General features: G+C 67.9%; 24 protein-coding genes. 23 read left to right on the top strand and 1 reads right to left on the bottom strand.

Annotated elements, in window-relative coordinates; all coding sequences use genetic code 11:
- Window positions 1-3: 3 nt before the first annotated feature.
- The 17 genes from dnaE (at window position 4) to MSB02_RS07980 (ending at window position 18,028) form a co-directional block, all read left to right on the top strand.
- Window positions 4-3,471: a DNA polymerase III subunit alpha gene (dnaE, locus tag MSB02_RS08060; RefSeq protein WP_267194723.1), complete on the top strand. Its 3,468-nt coding sequence runs from the start codon at window positions 4-6 to the stop codon at window positions 3,469-3,471.
- Between the two features lie 111 nt (window positions 3,472-3,582).
- The gene (hisZ, locus tag MSB02_RS08055; protein WP_267194722.1) at window positions 3,583-4,881 is read left to right on the top strand and encodes an ATP phosphoribosyltransferase regulatory subunit; all 1,299 of its coding nucleotides are present in this window, start codon (window positions 3,583-3,585) and stop codon (window positions 4,879-4,881) included.
- Window positions 4,878-5,546 carry an ATP phosphoribosyltransferase gene (gene hisG / locus MSB02_RS08050; protein ID WP_267194721.1) on the top strand — a complete coding sequence of 223 codons (669 nt, stop codon included), beginning with the start codon at window positions 4,878-4,880 and terminating at the stop codon, window positions 5,544-5,546. Before hisZ ends, hisG begins: the two co-directional genes overlap by 4 nt.
- 15 nt (window positions 5,547-5,561) lie before the next feature.
- Window positions 5,562-6,869, top strand: coding sequence for a histidinol dehydrogenase (gene hisD / locus MSB02_RS08045; protein WP_267194720.1), 1,308 nt, complete (start codon window positions 5,562-5,564; stop codon window positions 6,867-6,869).
- Entirely contained in the window at window positions 6,869-8,002 is a 1,134-nt protein-coding gene (gene hisC, locus MSB02_RS08040; RefSeq protein WP_267194719.1) for a histidinol-phosphate transaminase, read from the top strand. Before hisD ends, hisC begins: the two co-directional genes overlap by 1 nt.
- Window positions 8,003-8,007: 5 nt before the next feature.
- Window positions 8,008-8,595 carry an imidazoleglycerol-phosphate dehydratase HisB gene (gene hisB, locus MSB02_RS08035; protein ID WP_267194718.1) on the top strand — a complete coding sequence of 196 codons (588 nt, stop codon included), beginning with the start codon at window positions 8,008-8,010 and terminating at the stop codon, window positions 8,593-8,595.
- 148 nt (window positions 8,596-8,743) lie between these two features.
- Complete coding sequence (gene hisH / locus MSB02_RS08030; RefSeq protein WP_267194717.1) at window positions 8,744-9,367, top strand: imidazole glycerol phosphate synthase subunit HisH; 624 nt, start codon at window positions 8,744-8,746, stop codon at window positions 9,365-9,367.
- Complete coding sequence (gene hisA, locus MSB02_RS08025; RefSeq protein WP_267194716.1) at window positions 9,364-10,095, top strand: 1-(5-phosphoribosyl)-5-[(5-phosphoribosylamino)methylideneamino]imidazole-4-carboxamide isomerase; 732 nt, start codon at window positions 9,364-9,366, stop codon at window positions 10,093-10,095. Before hisH ends, hisA begins: the two co-directional genes overlap by 4 nt.
- Window positions 10,095-10,862 (top strand): imidazole glycerol phosphate synthase subunit HisF, encoded by a 768-nt coding sequence (hisF, locus tag MSB02_RS08020; protein WP_267194715.1) that lies wholly within the window; start codon window positions 10,095-10,097, stop codon window positions 10,860-10,862. Before hisA ends, hisF begins: the two co-directional genes overlap by 1 nt.
- 40 nt (window positions 10,863-10,902) lie before the next feature.
- A complete protein-coding gene (locus MSB02_RS08015) occupies window positions 10,903-11,376 on the top strand; it encodes a pyridoxamine 5'-phosphate oxidase family protein (RefSeq protein WP_267194714.1) in 474 nt (157 codons plus the stop codon).
- Between the two features lies 1 nt (window position 11,377).
- On the top strand, window positions 11,378-11,818 hold the full coding sequence (locus tag MSB02_RS08010; RefSeq protein ID WP_267194713.1) for a hypothetical protein: 441 nt from the start codon (window positions 11,378-11,380) through the stop codon (window positions 11,816-11,818).
- Between the two features lie 68 nt (window positions 11,819-11,886).
- Window positions 11,887-12,552 (top strand): bifunctional phosphoribosyl-AMP cyclohydrolase/phosphoribosyl-ATP diphosphatase HisIE, encoded by a 666-nt coding sequence (gene hisIE / locus MSB02_RS08005; RefSeq protein WP_323748519.1) that lies wholly within the window; start codon window positions 11,887-11,889, stop codon window positions 12,550-12,552.
- A 5-nt stretch (window positions 12,553-12,557) separates the two neighbouring features.
- A complete protein-coding gene (locus tag MSB02_RS08000) occupies window positions 12,558-13,724 on the top strand; it encodes a M48 family metallopeptidase (protein ID WP_267194712.1) in 1,167 nt (388 codons plus the stop codon).
- Window positions 13,725-13,791: 67 nt separating this feature from the next.
- Window positions 13,792-15,402, top strand: a complete 1,611-nt coding sequence (locus MSB02_RS07995; protein ID WP_267194711.1) for an outer membrane protein assembly factor BamB family protein — start codon at window positions 13,792-13,794, stop codon at window positions 15,400-15,402.
- Between the two features lie 76 nt (window positions 15,403-15,478).
- Window positions 15,479-16,486, top strand: a complete 1,008-nt coding sequence (locus MSB02_RS07990) for an ABC transporter substrate-binding protein (RefSeq protein ID WP_267194710.1) — start codon at window positions 15,479-15,481, stop codon at window positions 16,484-16,486.
- A gap of 10 nt (window positions 16,487-16,496) precedes the next feature.
- Window positions 16,497-17,279 carry an ABC transporter ATP-binding protein gene (locus MSB02_RS07985; RefSeq protein WP_267194709.1) on the top strand — a complete coding sequence of 261 codons (783 nt, stop codon included), beginning with the start codon at window positions 16,497-16,499 and terminating at the stop codon, window positions 17,277-17,279.
- Window positions 17,276-18,028, top strand: coding sequence for an ABC transporter permease (locus tag MSB02_RS07980; RefSeq protein WP_267194708.1), 753 nt, complete (start codon window positions 17,276-17,278; stop codon window positions 18,026-18,028). The genes MSB02_RS07985 and MSB02_RS07980 overlap by 4 nt, the downstream gene beginning before the upstream one ends.
- A gap of 3 nt (window positions 18,029-18,031) precedes the next feature.
- Here MSB02_RS07980 and MSB02_RS07975 read toward each other — a convergent pair whose 3' ends face one another.
- On the bottom strand, window positions 18,032-18,952 hold the full coding sequence (locus MSB02_RS07975; RefSeq protein ID WP_267194707.1) for a 1,4-dihydroxy-2-naphthoate polyprenyltransferase: 921 nt from the start codon (window positions 18,950-18,952) through the stop codon (window positions 18,032-18,034).
- 446 nt (window positions 18,953-19,398) lie between these two features.
- Between MSB02_RS07975 and trpE the strand changes: the two genes are divergently transcribed.
- The 6 genes from trpE to MSB02_RS07945 all read left to right on the top strand — a co-directional run bounded on the left by trpE (window position 19,399) and on the right by MSB02_RS07945 (window position 26,337).
- On the top strand, window positions 19,399-21,021 hold the full coding sequence (trpE, locus tag MSB02_RS07970; RefSeq protein WP_267194706.1) for an anthranilate synthase component I: 1,623 nt from the start codon (window positions 19,399-19,401) through the stop codon (window positions 21,019-21,021).
- Window positions 21,018-22,721 carry an anthranilate phosphoribosyltransferase gene (gene trpD, locus MSB02_RS07965; protein WP_267194705.1) on the top strand — a complete coding sequence of 568 codons (1,704 nt, stop codon included), beginning with the start codon at window positions 21,018-21,020 and terminating at the stop codon, window positions 22,719-22,721. Before trpE ends, trpD begins: the two co-directional genes overlap by 4 nt.
- Window positions 22,718-23,524: an indole-3-glycerol phosphate synthase TrpC gene (locus tag MSB02_RS07960; protein WP_267194704.1), complete on the top strand. Its 807-nt coding sequence runs from the start codon at window positions 22,718-22,720 to the stop codon at window positions 23,522-23,524. The genes trpD and MSB02_RS07960 overlap by 4 nt, the downstream gene beginning before the upstream one ends.
- An 82-nt stretch (window positions 23,525-23,606) precedes the next feature.
- Window positions 23,607-24,968, top strand: coding sequence for a TrpB-like pyridoxal phosphate-dependent enzyme (locus tag MSB02_RS07955; protein ID WP_267194703.1), 1,362 nt, complete (start codon window positions 23,607-23,609; stop codon window positions 24,966-24,968).
- Window positions 24,969-24,970: 2 nt separating this feature from the next.
- A complete protein-coding gene (locus tag MSB02_RS07950) occupies window positions 24,971-25,615 on the top strand; it encodes a phosphoribosylanthranilate isomerase (protein ID WP_267194702.1) in 645 nt (214 codons plus the stop codon).
- Entirely contained in the window at window positions 25,612-26,337 is a 726-nt protein-coding gene (locus tag MSB02_RS07945; protein WP_267194701.1) for an SGNH/GDSL hydrolase family protein, read from the top strand. The genes MSB02_RS07950 and MSB02_RS07945 overlap by 4 nt, the downstream gene beginning before the upstream one ends.
- Window positions 26,338-26,345 lie beyond the last annotated feature (8 nt).

The raw sequence follows: 26,345 nt of genomic DNA, 5'->3' as shown, positions 1-26,345 counted from the left end.
GACATGTCGGGTTTCGTCCACCTCCATACGCACTCGGAGTACTCGCTGCTCGACGGGCATGCGCGGATCTCGCGTCTCGTGGATCGCGCCATCGAGGTCGGCCAGGACACGCTCGCTCTCACCGACCACGGCGCGATGTACGGGGCAGTGGAGTTCTACCGCGCGGCCAAGAAGGGCGGCATCAAGCCGATCATCGGCTGCGAGGCGTACTTCACGCCCGAGTCGCGCACCAAACGCGAGGGCAAACCCGCTCTCTACCACCTCCTCCTGCTCGCGAAGAACGAGGTGGGTTACCGCAATCTGATGGCCATCGCCAGCGAGGCGTCGGTCAACGGTTTCTACTACAAGCCGCGTGTGGACCTTTCGCTCCTGGAGGAGTACCACGAGGGCATCGTCTGCACGTCGGCGTGTATGAGCGGCATCGTGAGCAAATCCATCGAGCAGGGCGATCTGGCCGCGGCGCATCGCTGGGCCGAGACGTACGCCCGTCTGTTCGGTGATGACTTCTACCTTGAGATCCAGGAGCAAGGGATCACCGCGGACAACGGCGTGACGCAGAAGGAGCTCAACGCCGAGATCGCCCGGATGGGCGCCGAGATGGGCATCGGGCTGGTGGCCACCAACGACATCCACTATGTGATGGCCGAGGACCATGAGGCGCAGGACCTGCTGCTCTGCATCGGCACGGGTTCCACCGTGGACGACCGCGCGCGGATGCGGTTCTCCTCGGACCAGTTCTACCTGAAGAGCTACGACGAGATGGCCGCCGCGCTGCCTGAGTATCCCGAGGCGCTCGCCAACACCGTGGAGGTGGCGGCCAGGTGCGACATCTCCCTCGAGTTCGGCAAGATCATCCTGCCGGTCTTCGAGACGCCGCAGGGCCGTTCGGAAGACGACCATCTGCGTGCCGAGTGCGTCGCGGGCCTCGAGCAGCGCTACGGCGCCCCCGTGCCGGGGGAGCCGATGGAGCGGCTCGAGACGGAGCTCGAGGTGATCACCTCGAAGGGCCTGTCGGCGTACTTCCTGATCGTGGCCGACTTCGTGAAGTGGGCGAAGGCGAACAACATCGGCGTCGGGCCGGGCCGTGGTTCGGCCGCCGGCTCGATCATCAGTTACGCATTGGGCATCACCAACCTCGATCCATTGGAGCACGGGCTGCTGTTCGAGCGGTTCCTCAACCCCGAACGCACCGAGATGCCCGATATCGACATCGACTTCGATGACGAGCGGCGAGGCGAGGTCATCGAGTACGTGCGCCAGAAGTACGGCGAGGACAAGGTCGCGCAGGTGATCACGTACTCCACCATGAAGGCGCGCGCCGCCATCCGTGACGCGGGGCGGGTGCTCGGCTATCCATACTCGATCCCCGACAAGGTGGCCAAGCTCGTCCCCGAGCGCATCGACCGCAAGGGCGACGACGACAAGGCGCTCTCGGACCTCAGTATCGCGTTGCGCGACAACCCCGACCTGCGCGACGCGTACAAAGGTGACGTGGACACCAAGCGCATCATCGACTCGGCGCTTTCGCTCGAGAACGTGGTGCGCGGCGAAGGTATCCATGCAGCCGCGGTGGTGATCTGCCGCGATCCGCTGCACTACTACACCCCGGTCAAGCTCGACACCAAGGGCGGTTCGGTCATCACGCAGTACGAGGGCACGGTCATCGCCGACCTCGGCCTGCTCAAGATGGACTTCCTCGGCCTGAGGACGCTCACCGTGCTCGCGAAGGCGGTTGCGGCCATCGAGGAACACCACGGGGAGACGATCGATCTCGATACGATCCCGATGGACGACCCGAAGACGTGGAAGCTCCTGCAGCGCTCCGACACCGACGGCGTGTTCCAGGTGGAGTCGCCGGGCATGAAGCGCGTGCTGCGCGACCTGAAGCCCACGCGCTTCGCTGACCTGGTCGCCGTGGTGGCGCTGTACCGTCCGGGCCCGATGGATTCCATCCCGGACTTCATCGCCCGTAAGCACGGCCGTGCCGCCATCACGTACTACGACGACCGCATCAAGCACATCCTTGAGGAGACCTACGGCGCAATCGTCTATCAGGAACAGGCGATGCGCATCACCATGGAGATGGGCGGCTTCTCGGCGGCCAAGGCGGACAAGCTCCGCAAGGGCATGGGCAAGAAGAAGATGGAGATCGTCGACGCGCTCGAGCCGGAGTTCATGTCCGGCGCCGCCGAGCGCGGCTACGACCTCAAGGTGGCGAAGCGCGTGTGGGCCGACATGCGCAAGTTCGGCGAGTACGCGTTCAACAAGAGCCACGCCGCCGCGTACGGCCTCGTCTCGTATCAGACCGCCTATCTCAAGGCGCACTACCCGCTCGAGTACATGGCCGCGGTGCTCACCAGCTACACGGGCAAGAGCGAGACGATCGTGCGCTACATCGCGGCCTGCAACCAGGCGGGGATCAAAGTGCTGCCGCCCGACGTGAACTCCTCGGGCAAGGACTTCACGGCGGTTGAGGACGGCATCCGTTTCGGGCTCGCGGGCATCAGGAACGTGGGCGAGGGTGTCGTCGAGACCATCGTGGCCGAGCGCAAGGCGAACGGACCGTTCGGCTCGCTCAACGACTTCTGTGACCGTGTGGATATGCGCCAGGCCAACAAGAAGACGCTCGAGGCGCTCATCAAGGCGGGCGCGTTCGACTCCACGGGATACACGCGCAAGCATCTCCTCTCGATGATGGACCAGTGCGTGGAGGGCGCGATCAAGCGTCAGCGCGACGCCGACTGCGGGCAGACCTCGATGTTCGACCTGTTCGGGGCCGAGGAGCACGGCATGGACGACAGCGTCGAGCCGCCCAACGGCGACGAGTGGGACAAGGGCATGAAGCTCGCCTTCGAGAAGGAGATGCTCGGCATCTATGTGTCCGACCATCCGCTGTCGGAGATCCGCGGTCTGATCGAGCAGGCGCGTACGCTGTCCCTCGGACAGGCCGAGGAGTTCCGCGACGGCCAGAGCGGTTGGTTCGCCGGGATCGTCTCCTCGTTCGAGCGCATCGCCACGAAGGCCGGCAAGCTCATGGCCACGTTCAGGCTCGAGGATCTCGAGGGGTCGATGGAAGGCGTGCTCTTCCCGCAGACGTACGACAAGTATCGCGACGTGGTCGGGGTGGACACGGTCGTGCGGATGCGTGCCAAGGTCGAGAGGTCCGACCGGGGGCTCAAGCTGATCGCGCACGAGGTCGAGCCTCTCTCCACCGACGGGAGGTTCGAGCGTCCTCCGGGCACGCTGATGATACGGGCGCCGATCGAGGAGCTCGGCAACGGCAACGGCTCTCGGTTCAAGGAGATCCTTGCGCGGTATCCGGGGCGTGACAGTGTCGTGGTGCATCTGCTCACAGGCAACGGGACGAAGCAGCTCAAGATGGGGGAAGAACATCGGGTGGATGCTTCCTCGGCGGGATTGCACGCGGAGCTCAAGGAGTTGCTGGGGGCGGACGCCGTCCGGGAGGCCTGATCCCGGCTCGAACGCGGCGGTTGACGCCCCGCCTGCCACGTGGGATACTCCGTTGCTGTATCACTCTACTGTGATAAAGTACGCCCGTCGATCGTCGGAGGAGGACCAGGAGTGGAGCCGCTTGACCCCGAGCAGCCTGTGAAGCCCGTCACGCCGCGTGGCTTCAGGGACGTTCTGTTCCAGGAGGCCCGTGAGCGGGAGATCGTGGCCGGCGATATATCGGCGGTGTTCTCCTCATGGGGGTACGACCCGGTGGAGACACCGGTGGTGGAGCAGTCGGCCACGCTCGCGAGCGGCATTCCGGGCGAGCTGGAGCGTTCCGCGTTCCGTCTCTTCGACCTGGACGGCGCCCTGCTCGCTTTGCGTCCGGAGATGACCGTGCCGATCGCGCGCGTGGCGGCGTCCAGGCTCTCCGGCGCACCCGGACCGCATCGCATCCGGTACGCCACCGAGGTCTTCAGGGAGCACGCGTCGCTGCGTGGCCAGGCCCGGCAGTTCACCCAGGTGGGCGTCGAGCTCATCGGTGCGGCGGGTCCCGCGGCCGACACGGAGGTCGTGCTGCTGCTCATCGCCGCGCTGGAAGCCGCGGGTCTCGAATCGTTCACGATCGGACTCGGTACGGCGGAGGTCCTACGGGGCCTGCTGGAGGGCGCTGGCGGCTCCCGCGAGTGGCGCGAGGCCATGGTGGCGGCGGCGCAGTCGCGCAACCTGGTCGAGATCGGGCGGCTCGCCGGGCGAGAGGATCTGGATCCGGACCTCGCGCTCGCATTCGTGGAGCTCCCCGGTATCCGTGGCGGGCGTGACGCCCTCGACCGATGCGCCGCGCTCACCCTCGCGTGTGGTTGCGCGGAGGCTGTCTGCGCGGTGCGTGAGACCTGGCGGACGCTCGATGCGCTTGGCTACGGCGACCGGGTACAGGTTGATTTCGGCATCATGCGGTCGTTCGGCTACTACACCGGCCTCCAGATCGAGGCGTACGCGCCGGGTCTCGGACTCCCGCTGGCCGGGGGCGGCCGTTACGACCGTCTGCTCTCCACGTTCGGCCGTCCGGCTCCAGCCGCCGGGTTCGCGCTCGGGCTCGAACGGCTGATGATCGCACTCGCCGAGCAGGGGCGCACTCCCCGCGTGCCACCGCTGGACGCCGTGGTGGGCGGGCGTACGCCGGATGACGTGTTCGCCGCCGGCATGCGGTTGCGTTCAGCGGGGTGGCGCGTACGACTGGCTGCAGGGCGCTCGGGCGCGGGGCTGGTCCGTGAGGCGGACGAGTTCGGCGCACTCGAGGCGCTCGAGGTGGACGGCGAGGTCATCGTGCGGGTGGATCGTGCGGGCGAAGGCGCGACGCCGCTCGGCGACCCGCTGCCCGCCCCACCGCGCGAGACCTGGGCGACTCGTGGAGGCGATGCCGGATGATCGCGCGTCGTGGACGTGATGGACGCATGATCCGTATGGCGCTTCCCAAGGGGTCGCTGTACGCGGAGTCGGTGGCGTTGCTCGAACGCGCCGGCTACGACACCACAGGGCTCAGCGACCCTGGCAGACAGCTCACCGTCAGGGCAGGGGATATCGAGTACATCATCGGCAAGCCCACCGACATACCGGTCTACGTGGCGTATGGGGCCGTCGACGTGGCCGTGGCGGGCAAGGACACGCTCGTGGAGGCGGATCTCGACGTTGTGGAGATGGTCGACCTGGGCTTCGGCGCCTGCCGCTTCGTGGTCGCCGAGCCGGAGGACGCCGAGCGCAGCGTGGCCGAGATCTACCGGCACCTCGGCGTGATCCGAGTGGCCACGAAGTACCCGCGGGTGACGGAGGCGCACTATGCCGCACGCGGGCTGCAGGTGGAACTCGTCAAGCTTTCGGGCAATATCGAACTGGCCCCACTCATCGGTCTGGCCGACCAGGTCGTGGATATCACGGCGACCGGGCGGACGCTCGCGGAGAACCGTCTGAGGATCGTCGACGACGTGCTCACGTCCACGGCACGGTTCGTGGCCAACCCGGTGAGCCTCAAGACCGACAGTGAACGTGTGACCGGCCTCGCCACGGCCCTTGCCGCGGCATCCGGCGCCTACTAGGAGAGGATGATCGTGATGATGCGTCGCATCGACCTGGAGCGTGGCCGCTGGCTCGATCCGGCCGACGTGCCACGGACAGGCGGCATCGACATCGAGGTCCTCGGCGTCGCCCAGCGCATCATCGACGACGTACGGCGGCGGGGAGACGAAGCGCTGCGCGAGTACACGGCGCAGTTCGACAAGGCCGAGCTCACCGACCTCCGCGTGAGCGACGACGAGATCGAGGCTGCCGTGGCCGAGGTGGGCGACGAGTTCCGCAGCGCCATCGCGACCGCCGCCCTGGCGATCGAGGACTTCCACCAGCGCGAGGTCCGTCAGAGCTGGTTCACCACCGTGGAGGGCGGCGTGCTGCTCGGCCAGCAGATCAACCCGATCGCACGCGCGGGCATCTACGTGCCCGGAGGGCGGGCGTGCTACCCCTCTTCGGTGCTCATGAACGCGATCCCCGCGATCGTGGCCGGCGTTGAGGAGATCGCGATGGTCGTGCCGCCCGACGCCGACGGCCGGGTGAACCCGTACACGCTGGCTGCCGCCGCCGAGGCGGGCGTCACCGAGATCTACAAGGTCGGCGGCGCCCAGGCGGTCGCCGCACTGGCGTACGGAACGGCGTCGATCCCGCGGGTGGACAAGATCACCGGCCCGGGCAACGCGTATGTGACCGCGGCCAAGAAGCTCGTGATGGGCGATGTTGGGATAGACATGCTCGCTGGCCCGTCGGAGGTGCTCATACTCGCTGACGAGACCGCCGAGCCGATGTTCGTGGCCATCGACCTGATGGCGCAGGCGGAGCACGATCCCCGTGCGGCCACGTACCTGGTCACCACCGACGAGGACCTGCCGGGGCGCGTCGAACTCGCCCTGCGGGAGCTTCTCGCCGCGTCGTCGCGGGCGGACGTGATCGAGCGGTCGCTCACCGACAACGGCGTCATCATCGTCTGCCCCGACATCGACGTGGCGCTGGATGCGGCGAACACGATCGCGCCGGAGCATCTCGAGGTGCAGATGGCCGAGCCGTTCGAGCTGCTCGGCTCGATCAGGAACGCGGGGGCGATCTTCCTCGGCCCGTGGACGCCGGAGAGCGTGGGCGACTACGTGGCCGGTCCCAACCACGTGCTGCCCACGGGCGGCACGGCGCGGTTCTCGTCGCCGCTGTCCGTCGACGACTTCGTGAAGAAGTCGTCGGTTCTCAGCTACTCGCTCCAGGCGCTCGAGGCCGACGGCGCCACGATCATGACCATCGCCGAGGCCGAGGGACTCGAGGCGCACGCGGCTGCCGTAGGCCTTCGGCTGGCGGCCGTTTTCGGGGTGGAGGATGAGTCGTGATGGAACGCCTTCGCCCTCCTCGCGCGGAGCTCGCCGACCTCGTCGCCTACGACGCCAAGGATGTGCGCGCGGAGATCAACCTCTCGGCGAACGAGAATCCCCGGAACCTGCCCGGCGAGGTGCTTGAGAAGCTGGCTGACCGTGTGCGGTTCGACATCCCATTCAACCGGTACCCCGATCCGCTGGCGACACGGCTCCGTGAGCTGATCGCGCAGGCGAACGGACTCGATGCGGCCAACGTGCTGGTGGGCAACGGCGGCGATGAGATCATCCTCGACATCATCCTCGCCTGGGGAGGCCCTGGCAGGAAGCTCGTCGACATGCCGCCGACGTTCGCGATGTATGAGATCGATGCGCGCGTGACCGGCACCCGGGTGGTCGAGGTCCCGCGCAACGCGGAGTTCGAGGTGGACGGCGAGGCGCTGATGGCCGCCGTGGCCGACCAGGATCCCGACATCGTGGTGATCTCGAACCCCAACAACCCTACCGGTACGATGACCGCCGAGACGCTGCTGATCGAGCTGCTCAACGCGACGGACGCGCTCGTGCTCGTGGACGAGGCGTATTTCGAATTCAGCCGGCAGACGATGCGGCCGCACATGGAGCGGCACCCCAACCTCGCCATCCTGCGTACGTTCTCCAAGGCGTTCTCGCTGGCGGGGTTGCGCGCGGGGTACCTGCTCGCACACGCGGACGTGGTACGGGAGCTTACCAAGGTGCGGCAGCCGTACTCGGTCAACCGGTTCACGCAGGTGGCCGCGTCCCTCGCGTTCAGGGAGCGCATGGTGTTCGAGGCAGGGGTGCGGGAGACGATGCGCAACCGCGATCGCCTCGTGCACGGACTCGCCGAGATGTCCGAGGTGGCCGTGTTCCCCTCGGAGGCGAACTTCGTGCTGTTCCGCGTGGAGCAAGCCGCAGCCATATGGCGCGACCTCCTGCACGACCACTCGATACTGGTTCGCGATCTCTCCCGCACGCCGGGCCTGGAGGACTGTCTCCGGGTCACGGTGGGTACTGAGGAGGAGGTGGATCGCTTCCTCCAGGCGATGGACGAGATCCTCGCCCGCAAGCACGCGTCACGGCACTTCGGGGTGAACGCGACCGCCAACAGGCATCTGGAACAGGACCGGTGAGCGGTATGACGCGCACAGCGACGATCCGGCGATCGACCTCGGAGACCGACATCGGTGTCACCGTGTCGCTCGACGGCGAAGGCGCCACCAGTGTTGCCACCGGCGTGCCGTTCTTCGACCACATGCTGGACGCATTCGGGCGTCACGGGCTCTTCGACCTCGAGGTGGACGCCGTGGGCGATCTGGCGGTGGATGCGCATCACACCGTGGAGGACGTGGGCATCTGCCTCGGCCAGGCCATCGACACGGCGCTCGGCGACCGCGCGGGCATCCGCCGGTTCGGGTCGGCGTTCGTTCCGATGGACGAGGCGATGGTGCTCGCCGCCATCGACATCTCCGGCAGAGGGCAGCTGCACTACGACGTGGAGGTGCCCATCGAGATCATCGGGACGTTCGACACCACGCTCGCCAAGGAGTTCATGATCGCGCTCGCGGCCAACGCGGGCATCACCGTGCACGTGATGGCGTTCGCGGGTGAGAACGCGCACCACATCATCGAAGCCGCCTTCAAGGCGCTCGCGCGCGCCTTGCGCGAGGCCGTTGAGATCGATCCCCGTGTCACCGGCGTGCCGTCCACCAAGGGGTCGCTGTGAGTCCCAGGTCAGGCAGGGGTCACGCGCGCAGTTCCGCAGCCGGGGAAGGTGCCGAGGACGCGAAGCGTCCGCAGGCGCCGCGGACCCCCGGCGAGGACTGTCTGAGCACGGACCCCTGCCTGACCTGGGACTCCACCGGAGGCTGCCGATGATCGCTATCGTCGACTACGGGATGGGGAACCTGCGGAGCGTGCAGAAGGGCTTCGAGCACGCGGGCGTCGCTGACATCGTGGTGACATCGGATCCCGCGGTGGTCGCCTCGGCTGACGGCATCGTCCTGCCCGGCGTGGGCGCGTTCCGCGATGCGGCCGCCACGTTGCGCGACAGCGGGCTGCGCGAGGTGTTGCTCGAGCGGATCGCGGCGGGCGTGCCGTTCCTCGGCATATGCCTGGGAATGCAGCTCCTGGCGAGCGTGGGACTCGAGGACGGGGAGTGGGAAGGCCTTGGGTTGGTGCCCGGCGCCTGTGAGCGGCTTCCGGGCGGCGTGAAGGTCCCGCACATCGGCTGGAACACCGTGTCGTATCCGCGGGAGAGCCGCCTGTTCAGCGGCATCCCCGAGGGTACCGCGTTCTACTTCGTGCACTCGTACCATCTTCGGCCCGACGATCCGTCGTGGACGATTGGCGCCGCCACGCACGGGATCACGTTCACGGCTGCCGTGGGCCGGGGAGACGTGTATGCGGTGCAGTTCCATCCGGAGAAGTCGTCGACGATGGGGCTGCGCCTCCTCGGCAACTTCGGCGAGATCGTGGAGGAGCGTGTGGGCGGATGATCGTGTTCCCGGCCATAGACATCCTGGGCGGGCGCGCGGTGAGGCTCGCTCAGGGGCGCTACGACGCGGTGACCGTCTACAACGACGACCCGGTCGCCCAGGCCCGCTCGTTCGCCGAGAGGGGCGCGGAGTGGGTGCATGTGGTGGACCTGGATGGGGCGCGGGACGGCGTACCGGGCAACATCGCCGTGGTGGAGCGCATAGCGCGCGAGACGGGGCTCGCCGTGCAGACCGGCGGCGGGATCCGCACGCTCGAGACGATGCGTCGTCTTACGGATGCAGGCGCGAGGCGCATGGTCCTCGGCACCAAGCTCGTGACCGACGAGCGGTTCGTGACCGATGCGGTCACGGAGTTCGGCGACTCGGTGGTGGCCGGTGTGGACGCGCGCGATGGAGAGGTCAAGATCGCCGGCTGGCGGGAGGGCACCGGCGTGCCATCGGCCGAGCTCGTGGCCGAGCTCACGGGACGCGGCATACGGCACCTCGTGTACACCGACATCAGCCGCGACGGCATGGGCACCGGCATCAATGCGGATGCCTATCGCACCCTGGCGGCTCAGGCGGGCTTCCCGGTGGTGGTGAGCGGCGGCATGTCGACACCCGATGACGTGCGTGCGGTCGTGGCCCTCGGCGATGCGGTTGCCGAGGGCGTCATCATCGGCCGTGCGCTCTACGAGGGCACGATCGATCTCTCAGGGGCGCTTGCCATCGCTCGCAGGGAGGCGTGATGCTCACCAAGCGCGTCATACCCTGCCTCGACGTCCATGAGGGCCGCGTGGTCAAAGGCGTGAACTTCGTCGACCTGCGCGACGCGGGCGATCCCGTGGAACTCGCCGCGATCTACGATCGGGAGGGCGCCGACGAGGTCGTGTTCCTGGACATCACCGCCACGCACGAGGAGCGCCCGTCGATGCTCGAGGTGGCCGCGCGCACCGCCGAGCAGGTGTTCATCCCGTACACCGTGGGCGGGGGGATGCGCTCGGCCGCGGACATCCGGGCGATGTTGTCGGCGGGGGCGGACAAGACGGCGATCAACTCGGCGGCAGTAGCGGATCCCTCGCTGATCACCTCCACGGCGGGCGTGTACGGGTCGCAGTGCATCGTGGTGGCGATCGACGCGCGACGTGTCCCTGGCTCCCGCCCGGAGCGGTGGGAGGTCTTCGTGGCCGGCGGCCGCACCAACACCGGGATCGACGCGGTGGCCTGGGCCGAGGAGGTCGAGCGCCGCGGTGCGGGGGAGATCCTCCTTACCAGCATGGATCGCGACGGCACCAAGGACGGGTTCGATCTCGCCCTGACCCGTGCGATCACCTCACGCGTGAGCATCCCGGTGATCGCGAGCGGCGGCGCCGGTGTGCTCGACCACTTCGCCGAGGTGGTGGTGGAGGCCGACGCGGACGCCGTGCTGGCAGCGAGCGTCTTCCACTTCGGCGAGTTCTCGGTCCGACAGGTCAAGGAGGCGATGGCCGCGGCGGGAGTGCCCGTGCGGCTGTAGGCCGCGGTCCCGGCAGAGCCGAAGCCAGGCAGGAGGACGGATGAGACGGGAAGACCACCGTATGCCCGCGGAGGAGTGCGACGCGCTCCTGCGCCGTGCGGAGGTTTGCCGGCTCGGCATGATCGAGGGCGGGCAGCCGTACGTGGTGCCCGTGAACTTCGGGTACGACGGTGAGCGGATCTACGTGCACGGACCGCGGGAAGGCCGTCGGATCACGGCGATCGACGGCGGAGCCCGCGTGTGCTTCGAGATCGATGAGGGCGAGATCGTCCCCGCCGACCGCCCGTGCGGCTACACGTCGCGTTTCCGAAGCGTGATCGGCTACGGCGTCGCGAGGCTGCTGGTCGACGAGGATCAGAAGCAGCACGGACTCGACGTGATCATGCGTCACTACGGGAGCACGGGTGAGGGTATACCACCAGAGAAGCGTGCGATCACGAGCGTGCTCGAGATCGAGATCGAGACGATGGACGGCAAATGGCATGGCGTCACACGTGCGTCTGAAGGTGAGTGAGATGGCTCGTTCCTTGAGGACCGCTCTTGGACTTGTGCTCGGACTTCTCTGTCCGGCGGCGGTCGTGGGGCTGGCGGCCCTCGCTCCGTACGCCAACGATTGGTTCATCACCCCGGTGGACGGCCGGATCCTGGCCATCGCGTGGTGGTTCCTGGTGCCGCTCGGCACTGCGGCGGCCGTGGGTGTGTCGCGTCGCATGTGGCCCGGGATCGTGGTGGGGGTCGCGTCTGTGTTCGGCTTCCAGTGGTCGCTTGCCCTGGTGGTGGCAACCGGCGGTCTTGCGGAGATGTCGAGCGTGGCATCATGGGTGAGCGCCACGCTGTCTGTGGGCCTGCCCTGGGCCATCGGAATGGTGTTCGGGTGGACGATGGTCCATCAGCGTGCGGTGCGCATGGACGGTGCGCCCCACGGAGACGCCGCCGGCGGTACCGCGGCACGGTAGGCCATCCGGCGCATATACCATCTCGCAGGCCCGCTACAATACGTGTGTCACCCGACCCGGAGGTATCTGTGGACAAAGAGCGAGACGCACTCGGCATCGAGGACATGAAGTACGACGACAACGGGCTCATACCCGCGGTGATCCAGCAGGAGGGCACCGGCGAGGTGCTCATGGTGGCGTACATGAACGCCGAGTCGCTCGCCAAGACGGTAGAGACCGGCTACACGTGGTTCTGGAGCCGGTCCCGTCAGAAGTACTGGCAGAAGGGCGAGAGCTCGGGCCACGTGCAGGCCGTCCGCGAGATCCGGTACGACTGCGACGCTGACTGCCTGCTCGTGACCGTCGACCAGGTGGGCCCGGGTGCGTGTCATACGGGTGAGCGGAGTTGCTTCTACCGCGTGCTCGGCGAGGAAGGCGTATCAGCGGTCCCGGCTCCCGGCAGGGCGTCGGCCATCGGCGGCTCGCTCGACGGGCTCTTCAGCGTCCTTGAGGAGCGCAAGCGCGACCTGCCGGAGGGCAGCTACACCACAGGGCTGTTGTCAGGACCGCAGGACTCGCTTCTCAAGAAGATCGCCGAGGAAGCCGGCGAGGTGATCATGGCCGCCAAGGATGGCGACAACGGACATCTTCGCTACGAGATCGCCGACCTCGTGTACCACCTGCTCGTGGTGATGGTCCGCGACGGTCTCACCCTGGATGACCTCGCGGCCGAACTCGACTCCCGCAAGAAGTAGACGCCATGGCCCGCCGTCCATCCCCGGCACTTGCCGATGCGGTGGCATCAGGCGTGCGGGTGACGCGGATCGAGCCGCTGCAGACGCGTATCGCCCGCAACCACCGGCGTTTCGCCGCGTTCATGCTGGTCTTCACCACTCTGGCCGCCGTCACGCTGTTCGTGGCGCTCGCTGCAGCGGCAGCACTCGGCGGTGGCATGGTGGCCGTCTTCTCGGGCGAGGTCGTCCGTTCAGTCACCACGGAGTCGGGGCGTCAGGTGCTTGCCGTGGTCGCGATCATCCTGGGTGTCGCGTCGGTGGTCGCGTCCTGGGCATGGTCGGTGGAGCGTCTGCTGCACGCTGAGACGCGGCTGCTGCGCAAGCTCGGCGCGCAGATGCCCAAGGGCGGAACGCTGCGGCCGACCAAGAGCGCTCTGCGGGACATGGCGATCGCGGCGGGGCTCCCGTGCACCCCTCGCTTCTACGTGATCGACACGCGGGGCGTGAACGCGTTCGTGCTCGGCAGGTCGATCGAGAAGGTCCGTATCGGGGTCACACGCGGGATGCTGGAAAAGACCAGCGTGGACGACCAGCGTGCGGTGTTCGCGAACCTGATCGCACGTGTCGTGTCGCAGGACACGTTGTGGGCGACGGCCTCCTCGGCGCTGATGGGGCCAATCTGGGCGATGCGCGACTACGACCTGCGTCACGAGCCGGTGCGCTATGAGGACTCGGCCACGATGCCCCTGGGCCGGCGTCGCGAGACCGACTGGCGTGCGGGCTCGCTCGTGCTGTACGGCTTTGCGGTCGTGGTCACGGAGGTCCTGTCGTGGTACCACCGCGAGGCCGCATGGACCGCAGCCGAGAAGGCCGACGCCGAGGGCATGATGCTCCTGAAGGACCCGCGGTCGATGCTGGGGGCCATCGAACGCGTCCTCGAGCGTGACAACCATGTGCCGACAGCGGGCGACGCGTACTCGCAGCTGTTCTTCTGTTGGGCTGGCTACGGTTTCGCTCCCGAGGACGACCCGGAGATGCGGCGGGTCGCCCGGCTGCGTGAGACGCTGGGCGCCGAGGGGGCCGCATACGTTCCGCAGCCGAACATGCCCGGGTGGCCCGCGGCCCCGGTAGCGCCACGCATCGAGCTGCAGGAGGGGTTCGAGCGTGACGGTGCGGGGATGTATGATTCATAAGGACCGGGCCGGCAGACCGGTTCCATCACGTTGGACGGAAGGGGCGTTCGTGCGGAGCCGTGCCTGTATGCTCGGTGTTCTCAGGGTGGTCGTCGCCCTGGCGGGGGTGGCCGCGCTCGCCGGGTGCGAGGCCGCTGATGTGGCGCCACCAGCACCCGAGCGGCCTGCGATCGAGTCGGTGCTGCCAACGGTCACCGTAGAGTTGCCCGAGCCGGACGGCCCGGATCCAACCACCGACGGCATCAAGGTAGCCACGTTCCTCGGCGATGAGACGAGGCGCTTCTACGGCATCGGTCCGGTGCCCGAGGAGCTCTCGGTGATCTGGCGTACCGCGATCGGCTCCGGAACGACCGGCGGCACGGCGAGCTCGAGCGGTCCGGTCACGTGGGCGGGTACCGGCTGGACCGGCCAGCCGGCGCTTGTGCGGGACGACGGTCGTCTCTACCTCATCGTCGGCGGGTTCGACCACGACCTCGTGAAGATCGATGCCGAGACGGGCGAGGAGCTCTGGGCGTACGAGTTCGACGACGTGATCAAGGGCAGCCCCACCGTCTTCCGCATGCCCGACACCGGCAAGCTCGCGGTGGTCTGCGGCTCCCGGCGAGGGTTCCCGCGCTCCATCGCCGATCCATCGATCGCGCCCGTGCGCTGCGTGGACTTCGAGACCGGCGAGGAGCTGTGGCGGCTCACGGCGCCCCGGAGCCGCAGCTACAGCCGTGACGCCGACTCGAGCCCCATCATGATCGGCGACACGCTCTACGTGGCGATCGAGACGGGGCATGTGTATGCGGTCGACCCCACCACCACGGAGGAGCGTGACGGCCACCGGTGGCCGGTCATCAAGCACGAACAGCTGCTGCTCGGCGACGAGCGGGCGTCGTCGCACGGGGGCAACCTCGTGCTCGAGAGCTCGCCGTCGGTGATAGGGGACACGCTGTATCTCGCATCGGGCGCCGGGCACGTCTACGGCCTCGAGATGAGCGACCTCTCGGTCGTATGGGACTACTGGATCGGCTCCGATCTTGACGGCTCGCCCGTCACCACCGCCGACGGCCACATCCTGCAGGCGGTGGAGCGGCAGTACATCCCCGGCAAGGGCGGCGTCCTGAAGCTCGACCCCTCGAAGCCCGCGGATGAGGCCCTGGTCTGGTTCTTCCCCACGGAGAACAGGGGTCTTGCCGACTGGCAGGGCGGCGTCATCGGGTCAGTGGCGGTGAACGACTCGTACGGGTCCGACGCACAACGCCCGGCCCTTGCGTGCTTCACCGCCATCGATGGCAACCTGTACGTGGTCTCGCAGGACGAGCTCGACGGCACCGCCACGGGGCCGCACGGCGAGCAGGACGTGCCCACGCCGAAGCTCGTCTTCAAGGAGTACGTGGGCGGCGGTATCTCCACTCCCATCATGGTGGACGATTACATCATCCAGGGCGGTTACGGGGCCACGATGAACGTGTTCCGCATCGACTACGACGCCACAGAGGGAGTGGATCTCACCGACGCCGAGGGTCGCGAATGGCGAGTGGCGGTCACAGAAGTGGCGAGCTTCCCCGCAGGCAGCTTCGAGTCGACGCCGATCGTCTGGCAGGGCCGCATCTACGTGGGTTCCCGGGACGGCTACTTCTACTGCCTGGGTGACCCCGACTACGTGGCGCCGGAGACCCCCGAGAATCCCTAGCCCGCCGTCGCTCGCGTCGCCGGTGTACACTGGGTGCTCCGTGCGTGGATACACTCGAGAAGGAGAGCGGTGCACGATGATCCGCGATGGTTCGATCACCCGATGTTTCCTCGTCGCCATGATGGCCGCGCTCCTGCTGCTCGTGGGCTGTGCGGCGCAGGACGATACTCCAGCGGCTCCCGCAGACGGCGGCTCCGAGGGCGTCGCGCCGGCAGCGATCGTCATCGGGACGCTGGCCACCCAGGACTCCCTTCCGCTATGGGTCGCCGAGGAGCGCGAGCACTTCGCGTCCGAGGGCCTCGATGTGGAGATCGTGACGTTCCAGAGCGCGCAGGAATGCCAGGCGGCGTTCACCGCAGGCACCGTTGACGCGTTGATGACCGATCTCATCGTCGCCGCCAAACTGCATGCGGCGGGGACGCCGGTGATCATCCCCACGGTCATGCTCGGCGCGGACACCGCCCAGGGCCGCTTCGCCATCGTGGCCGCCCCGGGATCGGACGCTGAGACGATCGCGGACCTCCAAGGGACGGCAGTAGGCACCGCGGCGGGAACGATCACCGAATACGTGCTCGATCGCCTGATGCAGGACGCGGGGGTCGATCCTGACGACGTCGTCAAAGAAGAGGTCCCTAAGATGCCGGTGCGGTACCAGCTGCTGATGTCCGGGCAGCTCGCCGCCGCATCGCTTCCCGAGCCGTTCGTCAGTCTCGCCGAGCAGAGCGGCGCCAGGGTGGTGTCTGGCGGAGACGATACCGCGGCATCGGCGAACCTCTCGCAGAGCGTTCTCGTGGTGAGCGCGGAATACGCCCGGACCGAGGCCGGAGCCGCGTCGGTGACAGCGCTCCTGAGTGCGTGGGACGCAGCGGTGAGTGACATCAACGACGCGCCCGACGACTACCGGTCCACGCTCATCGATAAGGCCGGGCTCCCGGAGGCGCTGGCGGAGACCTACCAGGTCAGCGGCTATCCGCTTGCTGCGCCGCCGGACGCCACGCAGGTGCAGGCGGTCCTCGACTGGATGGACGAGCGGGGTTACCTCACATCCGAGGTGACCGTGTCCGACCTTCTCGGCGGGGAGTAGCGTCCGCGAGATGACGTTCCTGGCGTTCGACAGCGTATCGCTCACCTATGGCGGTCGAGGCAGGCATGTGCAGGCGCTCGACGGTCTCACCCTGAAGGTCGCTCTGGGCGAACCCGTGTCCGTGATCGGCCCGAGCGGCTGCGGGAAGTCCTCGCTGCTCCTGCTGGCGGCCGGGCTGCTCGTCCCCACGGCGGGCGACGTACGCGTCGACGGGCGACCTGTGGCGGGCCCGCGCACGGCCACCTCGCTCATACTCCAGGACCATGGCCTGCTTCCGTGGAAGACTGCCGAGGACAACGCCGCGCTGGGTCTCCGGATCCGTGGCTCGGACCCGCATATCGCACGCGAGCGGGCACGCGAGGCGTTGCGGCGCGTGGGGCTCGGCGAGTTTGCGCATGCCTATCCCGGGGAGCTCTCGGGCGGGATGCGGCAGCGTGTGGCGCTGGCCCGGGCCGTGGCCCTGGATGCGGACCTGCTGCTCATGGACGAGCCGCTCTCGGCGCTCGACGCTCTCAGGCGGGAGGACCTGCAGGACGTGCTTCTCGGTCTGTGGCGCGGCCGGAGACACGCCCAGGTGCTCGTCACCCACTCCATCGAGGAGGCGGTCTTCCTCGGCAAGCGCATCGTCGTGATGTCGCCGTCGCCCGGTCGCGTGGGACGCGTGATCGAGAACCCCGGGATGGGGGAGACCGACTACCGCCAGGATCCCGCGTTCCACGAGCGGTGCGCGGAGGTGCGCGAGATCCTCGCGGCCGAGGGTGCGCTCCACGCCGATCCCGGGGTGGCCACATGAGAGGCGGCCTCAGCAGACCGGTAGGCTACGCGCTCGCGGTCCTCGTGCTGCTCGCGGGCTGGGAGGCGCTCGCCGTGCTGCTTGGCTCACCGGCGTTGCCCGGGCCCGCCGAGGCGCTTCCGCTGTTCGTCACGCTGGTGCCGGAACTGGTGCCGCACGCGGCGCTGTCGCTCTGGCGGGTGGTGGCGTCGATGGCGATCGGAACAGCGCTCGCGGTCCCTCTCGGCCTCGCGATCGGAAGGTCCGCCACCGCCGACAGCGTCTTCGCGCCGCTGATCTTCCTCACATACCCGGTGCCGAAGGTGGTCTTCCTTCCCGTGCTGCTCGTGCTCTTCGGGCTCGGGAACGTCTCGAAGGTCGTCCTCATCTCGGCGATCGTGTTCTTCCAGATCCTCCTCACCGCACGGGACGCTGCCCGCGCGGTGCCGGAGGGCGCCGTGCTGTCCGTGAGGTCGCTCGGCGCTTCGCGGCTCGATATCGCGAGGCACGTCGTGTTCCCCGCCGCGTTGCCGGAGATCTTCACCGCCCTGCGCATCAGCACCGGCACCGCCGTGGCGGTGCTCTTCGTTGCCGAGTCGATCGCCGGCACGGATGGTCTCGGCTGGTTCATCATGGATGCCTGGGGTCGCATCGGCTACCCGCGCATGTTCGCGGGTATCCTGGCGATGGCGCTGGCGGGCGTCGTGCTGTACGAGGCGATCGACGTGGCCGAGCGGATCTCCACACGATGGCGGCGCGCCGGGGCGTAGCGGTCAGCCCAGGAGCAGGCCGAGCGCGAAGAGCAGGCTGAACGCAAGCGCGGTCTGGCCGGTGGCCGCAAGCGCGACGTTGAGCGGACGCCCTTCTGCGGTGAGGACGAGGTGCGTGGCGTGCCAGGCGACGGGTACGGACAGCCAGATCGCGAGGGTGGCGGGTGGCAGCGCGCCGGCGATCACTGCAGCGCTCACCACGAGATACGCCCCGGCGAGGCATGCCACGTACTCGGCCCTGGTGGCAGGCGCGCCTATCCGCACGGCCACCGTGCGCTTCCCGGCGACACGGTCCTGTTCGATGTCGCGCAAGTTGTTGACCACCAGGACCGCCGTGATGATCAGGCCCGGAGGCACCGCCATGAGCCATACGAGCGGTGTGGTGGTGCCGGTCTGCACCCAGTAGGTGCCCACCACCGCCGTGAGCCCGAAGAACACGAAGACGAACAGCTCTCCAAGGCCGTGGTAGCCGAGCGGGTACGGTCCGCCGGTGTACGCCACGGCAGCGATGATGGCCGCAACGCCGATCACGAGCACAAGCGGTCCGCGTACCCAGGTGAGATACAGGCCGATCACGAGCGCCAGGCCGAGTACCACTTTCATGCCCGTCTTGACCTGCGACGGGGTGAGCAATCCCGTATGCGTCACGCGGGTCGGGCCGAGTCTCTGCTCGGTGTCGGTCCCGCGCTCCGCGTCGTAGACGTCGTTGGCGAGGTTGCTTCCCACCTGCAGAAGCAACGCGACGGCGAACGCCGCCAGCGCCGGACCGGGCGAGAAGCCGCCGTCGTTCGCGGCGAGAGCGGTGCCGATCACGACACTCGAAACAGCCGCGGGGAGCGTCTTGGGGCGGATCGCGAGGACCCATCTCCCAACCGCTCCGGGCGCGTGTGCGATACCGTTCGTTTCGTGTGAGTCAGCGGTCATCGATGTCCGATCCGTAGCGGCTGCGGGCCACCGATGATGATAGCGGTTCGCGCATCGGATGTGCCCGGGTCCGTCACGGACGCGCTTGCACGACGTCCGACACCCTGCTATCGTGCGCAACAATCGAACATGCGGCCTGTGACGGGGAGTAGTACTCCGAATCGTGAAGCCTAGAGAGCCGGGGACGGTGGAAACCCGGCGTGAGCGATCGGCAGGAATGGACCCCTGAGGCTCCGGAGCAACAGCCATCGTGCCCAGTAGTTCCGGCGGACGCCCACCGATACAAGGGACCGGGTATCAAGACCGAACAAGGTCGGCGTACTGCAGGACGAGTGGCCGGAGCCGGGAGGCATCGGCAACAAGGGTGGCACCGCGGGAGCAGAGCTCTCGTCCCTTAGAGGACGAGGGCTTTTTTGTATGCCCGGGGGTGCCGAGAGGAGACGCAGGTGATCCTGCCAACGAAGGACGAGTTCGTACGTCTGGCCGCCGAATACGATGTCGTGCCGGTCGCGCGTGAGGTCTACGCGGACCTCACCACGCCGATCTCGGCGTTCATGGCGCTTGCCGAGGGAGCGCGTCACGCGTTCCTGCTCGAGAGCGTGATCGGGGGAGAGCGGCTTGGCCGGTACAGCTTCCTGGGCGTGGGCGATCGCGAGGTGATCACCGCCCGGCGGGGTGAGGTGGTGGTCGAGAACGGAAGCGTCCATGGCCTGCGCGCCGGGGACCCGCTCGAGGTCGTCGCCGAACGGCTCAAGGCCGGCCGCGTCGCGCGCGTCCCGGGGCTCCCGTTGTTCGTGGGCGGCGCGGTGGGGTTCGTGGGGTATGAGGCCGCAAGCGGGTTCGAGCGGGTCCCGCGCCACGGTGACGACGACCTCGATGTGCCCGACATGGTGTTCATGATGGCGGACATCGTGGTCGCGTTCGATCACGCCCGGCGGGTGTTGCAGGTCATCGCTCCGGTGCGACCAGGCGGCGCGCCGGGGCCAGCGTATGATGCCGCGCTACGCAGGATCGACGATTGCCTGTCTCGCATCGACCGGGGTCCGGGGGGAGCCGAGCTGGGCGCCGTGGGAATGAGCGCGCCAGTGCCGCTGCACGCGCACACGCATCGCGACGACTTCATCGCGTCGGTCGAGAAGGCCAAGGAGCACATCGCCGCCGGTGACATCTTCCAGGTCGTGCTGTCGCAGCGGTTCTCGGCCCCGTACGACGGTGACGGTCTCGATCTGTACCGGGTGCTCCGTGCAGTGAATCCGAGTCCCTACATGTTCTACATCCGCACCAACGACGTGACGCTCGTGGGTTCGAGTCCCGAGCCGCTTGTGCGTGTCGAAGGCGACCAGGTGCTCACCAGGCCCCTCGCCGGCACGCGGCCCCGTGGCGCGGACGCTGCAGAGGATGGCCGGCTGCGCGCGGATCTGCTGGCGGACGACAAAGAGCGCGCGGAGCACGTCATGCTGGTGGATCTTGGCCGCAACGATATCGGACGCGTGAGTCGGCCGGGGACCGTGACCGTGGACGAGCTCATGGAGGTCGAGTACTACAGCCACGTGATGCATATCGTGAGCAACGTGACCGGCACGCTCGCCGAGGACAAGGACGCGTTCGACGCGCTCCGGGCGACGTTTCCGGCGGGGACGGTATCGGGCGCACCCAAGGTGCGCGCGATGGAGATCATCACCGGGCTCGAGCCCGCCGCCCGGGGGCCATACGCCGGCACGGTCGGTTACTTCGGCGTGGATGGCGCCATGGACATGTGCATCACCATCCGCACGTTCGTCCTCACCGGCGGCATGGCGTACCTGCAGAGCGGGGCGGGTATCGTGGCCGACTCCGATCCCGAGCGCGAGTACGAGGAGTGCCTGCACAAGGCGAAGGCCCTCCATCACGCGCTCGAGCTCGCGGCTGGGATGCATGACGAGGAGAACGCCACACATGCAGCCGAGGACGGGGCGGGAAACCTAAGGCCGATCCTTTCGCAGGATGCGAGCGCCGGGAGGCGCGAGCATCCGAGGACAGAGGCCGTGGTTTCCCGGCCGGCCGAGTGCGACGGGGGCGTGGTCCGATGATCCTGGTCATCGACAACTACGATTCGTTCACCTACAACCTGGTGCAGCTGCTTGCGGCACTCGGAGCCGAGGTCGAAGTGAGGCGTAACGACGCGCTGTCCGCGACCGAGGCGCTCGCGCTCGAACCGGAGGGCATCGTGATCTCACCGGGTCCCGGTACGCCGGCCGACGCCGGGATCTCGGCCGACGTCGTGCGTGGCGCCGCGGCAGCCGAAGTGCCCGTGCTCGGCGTGTGTCTCGGCCATCAGGTGATCGCCGAGGTGTTCGGCGGTACCGTGTGCAGGGCTCCGAAGCTCGTGCACGGGAAGACGGACGACGTCTCTCACGATGGCGCCGGACTGTTCTCGGGCATCCCGAGCCCGTTCACGGCGACGCGTTATCACTCGCTGTGCGTGGACGCGGCGAGCATCGCGCCACCGCTGGTGGTGCAGGCGACCACCGCCGACGGGGTCATCCAGGCGGTTCGCCATAGCGAGTTGCCGGTCTTCGGCGTCCAGTTCCACCCGGAGAGCGTGCTCACTCCCGAGGGCACCAAGTTGCTCGCCAACTTCCTCGATGTGTGTGGCGAAGTGCCGCTCGAGCGGTCGACACCCGAGGCTCCCGCGGCGATCGCCGCAGCGGGAGGCGTGGCGCGGTCGTCGGCCCGGATGGCCGAGGTGACCACGGTGTCCGGGGCGATCGCGCGCGTCACGGCCGGCGGGTCGCTCGACGAGGATGAAGCCGAGCGGGTGATGGGCATCGTGATGGACGGCGAGGCGACGCCCTCGCAGATCTCGGCGCTTATCGTGGGGATGCGCATGAAGGGCGAGACGGTCGATGAGATCGTCGGCTTCGCCCGGGCGATGCGCGAGCACGCGACACCGGTGCGTCCGACCGTGCTGGGCTACGTGGATATCGTGGGCACAGGCGGTGACGGCCTGCATACGTTCAACATCTCCACGACGACCGCGTTCGTGGTCGCCGGTGCGGGAGTGCCGGTGGCCAAGCACGGCAACCGGGCGGTGTCATCGTCATCGGGTGCGGCGGACGTCCTCGAGGCGCTCGGTGTGGATATCGGGCTCGGTCCGGCCGACATCGCGCGGTGCATCGACGAGGTGGGTGTGGGCTTCCTGTTCGCCCAATCGCTGCATGCGAGCATGCGTCATGCCGGGCCCACCCGTCGCGAGATAGGCATCCGCACGGTCTTCAACATCCTCGGCCCACTCACCAACCCGGCCGGTGCGACCCGATCGCTGCTTGGTGTGTACGATCCCAGGCTCGTGCCTGTGCTCGCCGAGGTGGCCGGACGCCTCGGCGCCGAGCGCGTGCTGGTGGTCCACGGCCATCCCGGGATGGACGAGGTGTCGGCGAGCGGTCCCACCACGGTCGCGGAGTTCGATGCGGCCTCGGGCGCGGGGGTGCGCATGTACGAGGTGACGCCAGAGCAGGTGGGCATCGCGCGTGGCGCCGTGTCCGACACCGCCGGCGGGGACCCTGCCGCCAACGCTCTTCTCGTGCGCGCGGTGCTGGAAGGTGAGCACGGAGCGCGGCGCGACATCGTGCTTCTCAACGCCGCGGCCGCTCTGCTCGCCGCAGGCGCCGTGGCCGACCTGGCGGCCGGAGTGGTCAGCGCCCGCGAGTCTATCGACAGCGGTCGCGCGCTAGAGGCTTTGGAGCGGTTGGCTTCCACCTCGGTGCGCCTGGCGAAGGAGGCTTCGTGAGCATCCTCGACACCATCGTGGAGCATCGCAAGGCACGTGTTCGCGCCCAGTTCTCCTCCCTGAACGACATGGAGCGCATGGCGCTTCTCCGTTGCGGCAGGGAGCCGCGGCCGAGAGAGGATCTCATGCTCCTACGGGACCGCGACGACGTCGGCGTGGTCGCCGAGGTGAAGAAAGCATCGCCGAGCGAGGGGCCGATCGCCCCGCAGTGTTCGGCGGCGGCGCAGGCACGGATGTACGCCGCCGGTGGAGCGGCCGCCGTCTCGGTGCTTACCGAGCCGGAGTACTTCGGCGGCTCGTTCGCCGACCTCTCGGACGCGGTGGACGCGGTCCACCTGCCGATGCTGTGCAAGGACGTCGTGGTGGATCCGATCCAACTCTACATGGCACGCGCCAGCGGTGCGGATGCGGTGCTTCTGATGATCAGCGTCCTGGGGGTTCGAACGCGGGAGTACGTCGACCTTGCGTGGGAGTTGGGTCTCGGTCCCATCGTCGAGGTGGCGGACCTCGACGAGCTGGATCAGGCATGCACGCTCGAGGTCGAGGTCGTCGCCGTGAACGCGCGGGACCTTCACACCCTCGAGGTGGACAGGGCGTCCCAACTGGAGCTCGTATCTGAAGCCGCGTACTGCTGCGAACTGTTCGTGATCGCGGCAAGCGGCATCCGGGTGCGTGCGGATGTCGAGGCCGCCGCGGATGCAGGCGCCGATGCGGTGCTCGTTGGGACATCGCTCATGCGGGCGCCGGTCCCCGAGGAGGCCGTGAGAAAGCTTACGGGCGTGCGGAAGCGCTCGAGACGATAGGGAAGCGGTGACGACCGTGAGCGGAACGCTCGCGGAGACCGGTTTGCCGGGGCGAGGCGCTCCGGCGGGAGGAGTGAGAGACATGGGCAGTGACAAGACGAGGTTCGGGCTGGACGAGACCAGGATCCCCGAGGCCTGGTACAACATCATGCCGGACCTGAAGACCCCGGCGGCGCCGCCGAAGGCGTTTGCGCCCGACGGCACCGAGCTCACGATGGAGCAGATCGGCGAGCGGCTCGCGATGATCTTCCCGATGGAGTGCATCAAGCAGGAGATGTCGCCCGATCGCTGGATCGACATCCCGGGCGCGGTCATCGACGTGTACAAGACCTACCGTCCATCGCCTCTGTTGCGCGCCAGGCAGCTTGAGCGCGACCTCGGCCTGCCGGCGGGCGTCAAGATCTTCTACAAGTACGAGGGCGTGAGCCCGGCTGGTTCGCACAAGCCCAACACCGCCATCCCGCAGGCGTACTACAACAAGCAGGAGGGCATCACCAAGATCTCCACCGAGACCGGCGCAGGCCAGTGGGGCAGCGCGCTCTCGATCGCTGGTGCGCTCTATGGCATCGATGTCGAGGTCTTCATGGTCAAGGTGAGCTACGAGCAGAAGCCGTATCGCCGCATCCTCATGGAGACCTACGGCGGCACGGTGCACGCCTCGCCGACCGATCTCACCGATGCCGGCCGCCATGTGCTGGCGATGGATCCGGACTCCACCGGCTCCCTCGGTATCGCCATCTCCGAGGCCGTGGAGGTAGCGATCAAGGATCCCGGCACGCACTACTCGCTCGGCTCGGTCCTGAACCACGTCTGCCTGCACCAGACGATCATCGGCCAGGAGGCCATCGAGCAGATGACACTTGCCGAGGAGGAGCCCGACGTCGTCATCGGGTGCATCGGCGGGGGCAGCAACTTCGCCGGGATCGCGTTCCCGTACTATCACCGCAAGCTCCAAGGCAAGAGCAAGGCTCGCCTGCTGGCCGTCGAGCCCAAAGCATGTCCCACGCTCACGGCGGGCGAGTACCGCTACGACCTCGGCGACGAGGCGGGCATGACGCCGCAGATGCTGATGTACACGCTCGGCCACGACTTCGTGCCGGCGGGCATCCACGCCGGCGGGTTGCGCTATCACGGCGACTCGCCTCTCGTGAGCCAGCTGGTGCACGAGGGAGAGGTCGAGGCCGTGGCCGTGGACCAGACCGCGTGCTTCGACGCCGCCGTGCAGTTCGCGCGAGCCGAGGGCATCTTGCCGGCGCCCGAGAGCAGCCACGCTATCCTGGCCGCGATCAATGAGGCGAAGGACGCCCAGGCTGCCGGCGAAGACAAGGTCATCCTCTTCAACCTGTCCGGTCACGGACACTTCGATCTTGCCGCCTATCAGAAGTACAACGCCGGTGAGCTGCAGGACTTCGATTTCGCTGCCGGCACGACGCTGGAGGAGTAGCCGTGTCTCGCACCCGGATCAAGATATGCGGTCTCACCAGGGCGAAAGACGCTGCGGCGGCGGTCGCGGCAGGCGCCGATGCGCTCGGCGTGGTGCTGGCGCCGTCGAAGCGGCAAGTGACGCTGGATCAGGCGGCCGCTGTCTTCGCCGAGGCGCCCCCGCTCGTAGCGCGCGTAGGCGTGTTCGTGGACGCCCAGGCCGACGATGTGTGGGAGGCGGTGGCGCGGCTCGGCCTCACCGCGGTGCAGTTCCATGGCGACGAGGCGCCTGAGACGTGCGCAGCGGCTCCGGTGCCGGTGATAAAGGCGCTGCGGGTGGGGCCGGGGTTCGATGGTGCGGACGTGGATCGATACAGGGGCGCCGTTGCGGCGCTCCTGCTCGACACCTACGTCCCCGGGGAGCAGGGAGGCACGGGCACCGCGTTCGAGTGGAGCCGTGTCGCGGACATGCTGCCGCGGGATATCCCGGTCCTCCTCGCAGGAGGTCTCGGGCCTGACAACGTCGCGGAGGCGGTCCGGATGCTGCACCCGTACGCTGTGGACGTCAGCAGCGGCGTCGAGCGGTCGCCGGGGGTCAAGGACGGTGCGAAGGTCGCCGCGTTCTGCGATGCGGTACGCGTCGCGGACGGGGAGGTCCGAGCAGGATGAGGCGAATGCTCGCAGGACTGGCCGTACTCCTTCTCGTGATCGGCGTGACCGCGTGCGGTGAGGCGCGTCCGGCTCCGGAGGCGGAGCAGGAGGAGGCCGCGAGCCGAGAGTCCGGCGCCAGTACTGATGATGTCGCTGGAACCTCACGGCAGGTTCTCGTACTTGGCAGATCCGTGATGACGGGCTGGATTGACCACTGGGGGAGCGAGGGGTCCGATACCGCGAGCCTGGATGGCTACACGATCACGTTCCGTGAGATAGAAGGCCCTCCGGGCATCGCACGCAGCGCTGCGGATGCGATCGCCTCGGCCCCGGCCGGTTCGACGGTCTTGTTCAAGTTCTGCTTCGTGGACTTCAATGGCGGTGAATATGCCGGCGAACTCGATGCGCTCATGGAGTGCGTCGCTATCGTTGCGGATGCCGCCGACGCGGCAGGTACCCGCCTGATCCTCGGCACCGCTCTGCCCAGAGTGGAGGGTGAGACCACGCAGGCTCTCGTGCGCGAGCACCGGGAGTTCGGCAGGAGGATCGCGGAGTTCGCGGCGGAGCGACGCGACGCCGGGCAAGCCGTCATGGTGCTCGACCTGAACGCTGCGCTCGCAGATGCTGAAGGAGCGCTCGAGAGGGGTTATGCTGTCTCTCCGGACGACTCCCACCTCAACGACGCCGCATACGATGTGCTCGACACCATGCTTATCAAGACTCTTGACGATCTCGACTGAACCGGAGG

Origin of the sequence: Anaerosoma tenue (assembly GCF_023161965.1) — a bacterium.
Taxonomy (GTDB): domain Bacteria; phylum Actinomycetota; class Coriobacteriia; order Anaerosomatales; family Anaerosomataceae; genus Anaerosoma; species Anaerosoma tenue.
The sequence above is the reverse complement of the archived record's forward strand: the minus strand, read 5'-3'. Positions and strand labels throughout refer to the sequence as shown.

Excerpts from the sequence above, each read along its gene's own strand:
- MSB02_RS07975 (WP_267194707.1), bottom strand. The coding sequence starts at position 18,952 with ATGACCGCTGACTCACACGAAACGAACGGTATCGCACACGCGCCCGGA.
- hisB (WP_267194718.1), top strand. The coding sequence starts at position 8,008 with ATGACGCGCACAGCGACGATCCGGCGATCGACCTCGGAGACCGACATC.
- MSB02_RS07985 (WP_267194709.1), top strand. The coding sequence starts at position 16,497 with ATGACGTTCCTGGCGTTCGACAGCGTATCGCTCACCTATGGCGGTCGA.
- MSB02_RS08000 (WP_267194712.1), top strand. The coding sequence starts at position 12,558 with ATGGCCCGCCGTCCATCCCCGGCACTTGCCGATGCGGTGGCATCAGGC.
- trpD (WP_267194705.1), top strand. The coding sequence starts at position 21,018 with ATGATCCTGGTCATCGACAACTACGATTCGTTCACCTACAACCTGGTG.
- hisH (WP_267194717.1), top strand. The coding sequence starts at position 8,744 with ATGATCGCTATCGTCGACTACGGGATGGGGAACCTGCGGAGCGTGCAG.
- MSB02_RS07990 (WP_267194710.1), top strand. The coding sequence starts at position 15,479 with ATGATCCGCGATGGTTCGATCACCCGATGTTTCCTCGTCGCCATGATG.
- hisA (WP_267194716.1), top strand. The coding sequence starts at position 9,364 with ATGATCGTGTTCCCGGCCATAGACATCCTGGGCGGGCGCGCGGTGAGG.
- MSB02_RS07945 (WP_267194701.1), top strand. The coding sequence starts at position 25,612 with ATGAGGCGAATGCTCGCAGGACTGGCCGTACTCCTTCTCGTGATCGGC.
- hisC (WP_267194719.1), top strand. The coding sequence starts at position 6,869 with ATGGAACGCCTTCGCCCTCCTCGCGCGGAGCTCGCCGACCTCGTCGCC.
- dnaE (WP_267194723.1), top strand. The coding sequence starts at position 4 with ATGTCGGGTTTCGTCCACCTCCATACGCACTCGGAGTACTCGCTGCTC.
- hisF (WP_267194715.1), top strand. The coding sequence starts at position 10,095 with ATGCTCACCAAGCGCGTCATACCCTGCCTCGACGTCCATGAGGGCCGC.
- MSB02_RS07980 (WP_267194708.1), top strand. The coding sequence starts at position 17,276 with ATGAGAGGCGGCCTCAGCAGACCGGTAGGCTACGCGCTCGCGGTCCTC.
- hisD (WP_267194720.1), top strand. The coding sequence starts at position 5,562 with ATGATGCGTCGCATCGACCTGGAGCGTGGCCGCTGGCTCGATCCGGCC.
- MSB02_RS07995 (WP_267194711.1), top strand. The coding sequence starts at position 13,792 with ATGCTCGGTGTTCTCAGGGTGGTCGTCGCCCTGGCGGGGGTGGCCGCG.
- MSB02_RS08010 (WP_267194713.1), top strand. The coding sequence starts at position 11,378 with ATGGCTCGTTCCTTGAGGACCGCTCTTGGACTTGTGCTCGGACTTCTC.
- hisG (WP_267194721.1), top strand. The coding sequence starts at position 4,878 with ATGATCGCGCGTCGTGGACGTGATGGACGCATGATCCGTATGGCGCTT.
- MSB02_RS08015 (WP_267194714.1), top strand. The coding sequence starts at position 10,903 with ATGAGACGGGAAGACCACCGTATGCCCGCGGAGGAGTGCGACGCGCTC.
- MSB02_RS07955 (WP_267194703.1), top strand. The coding sequence starts at position 23,607 with ATGGGCAGTGACAAGACGAGGTTCGGGCTGGACGAGACCAGGATCCCC.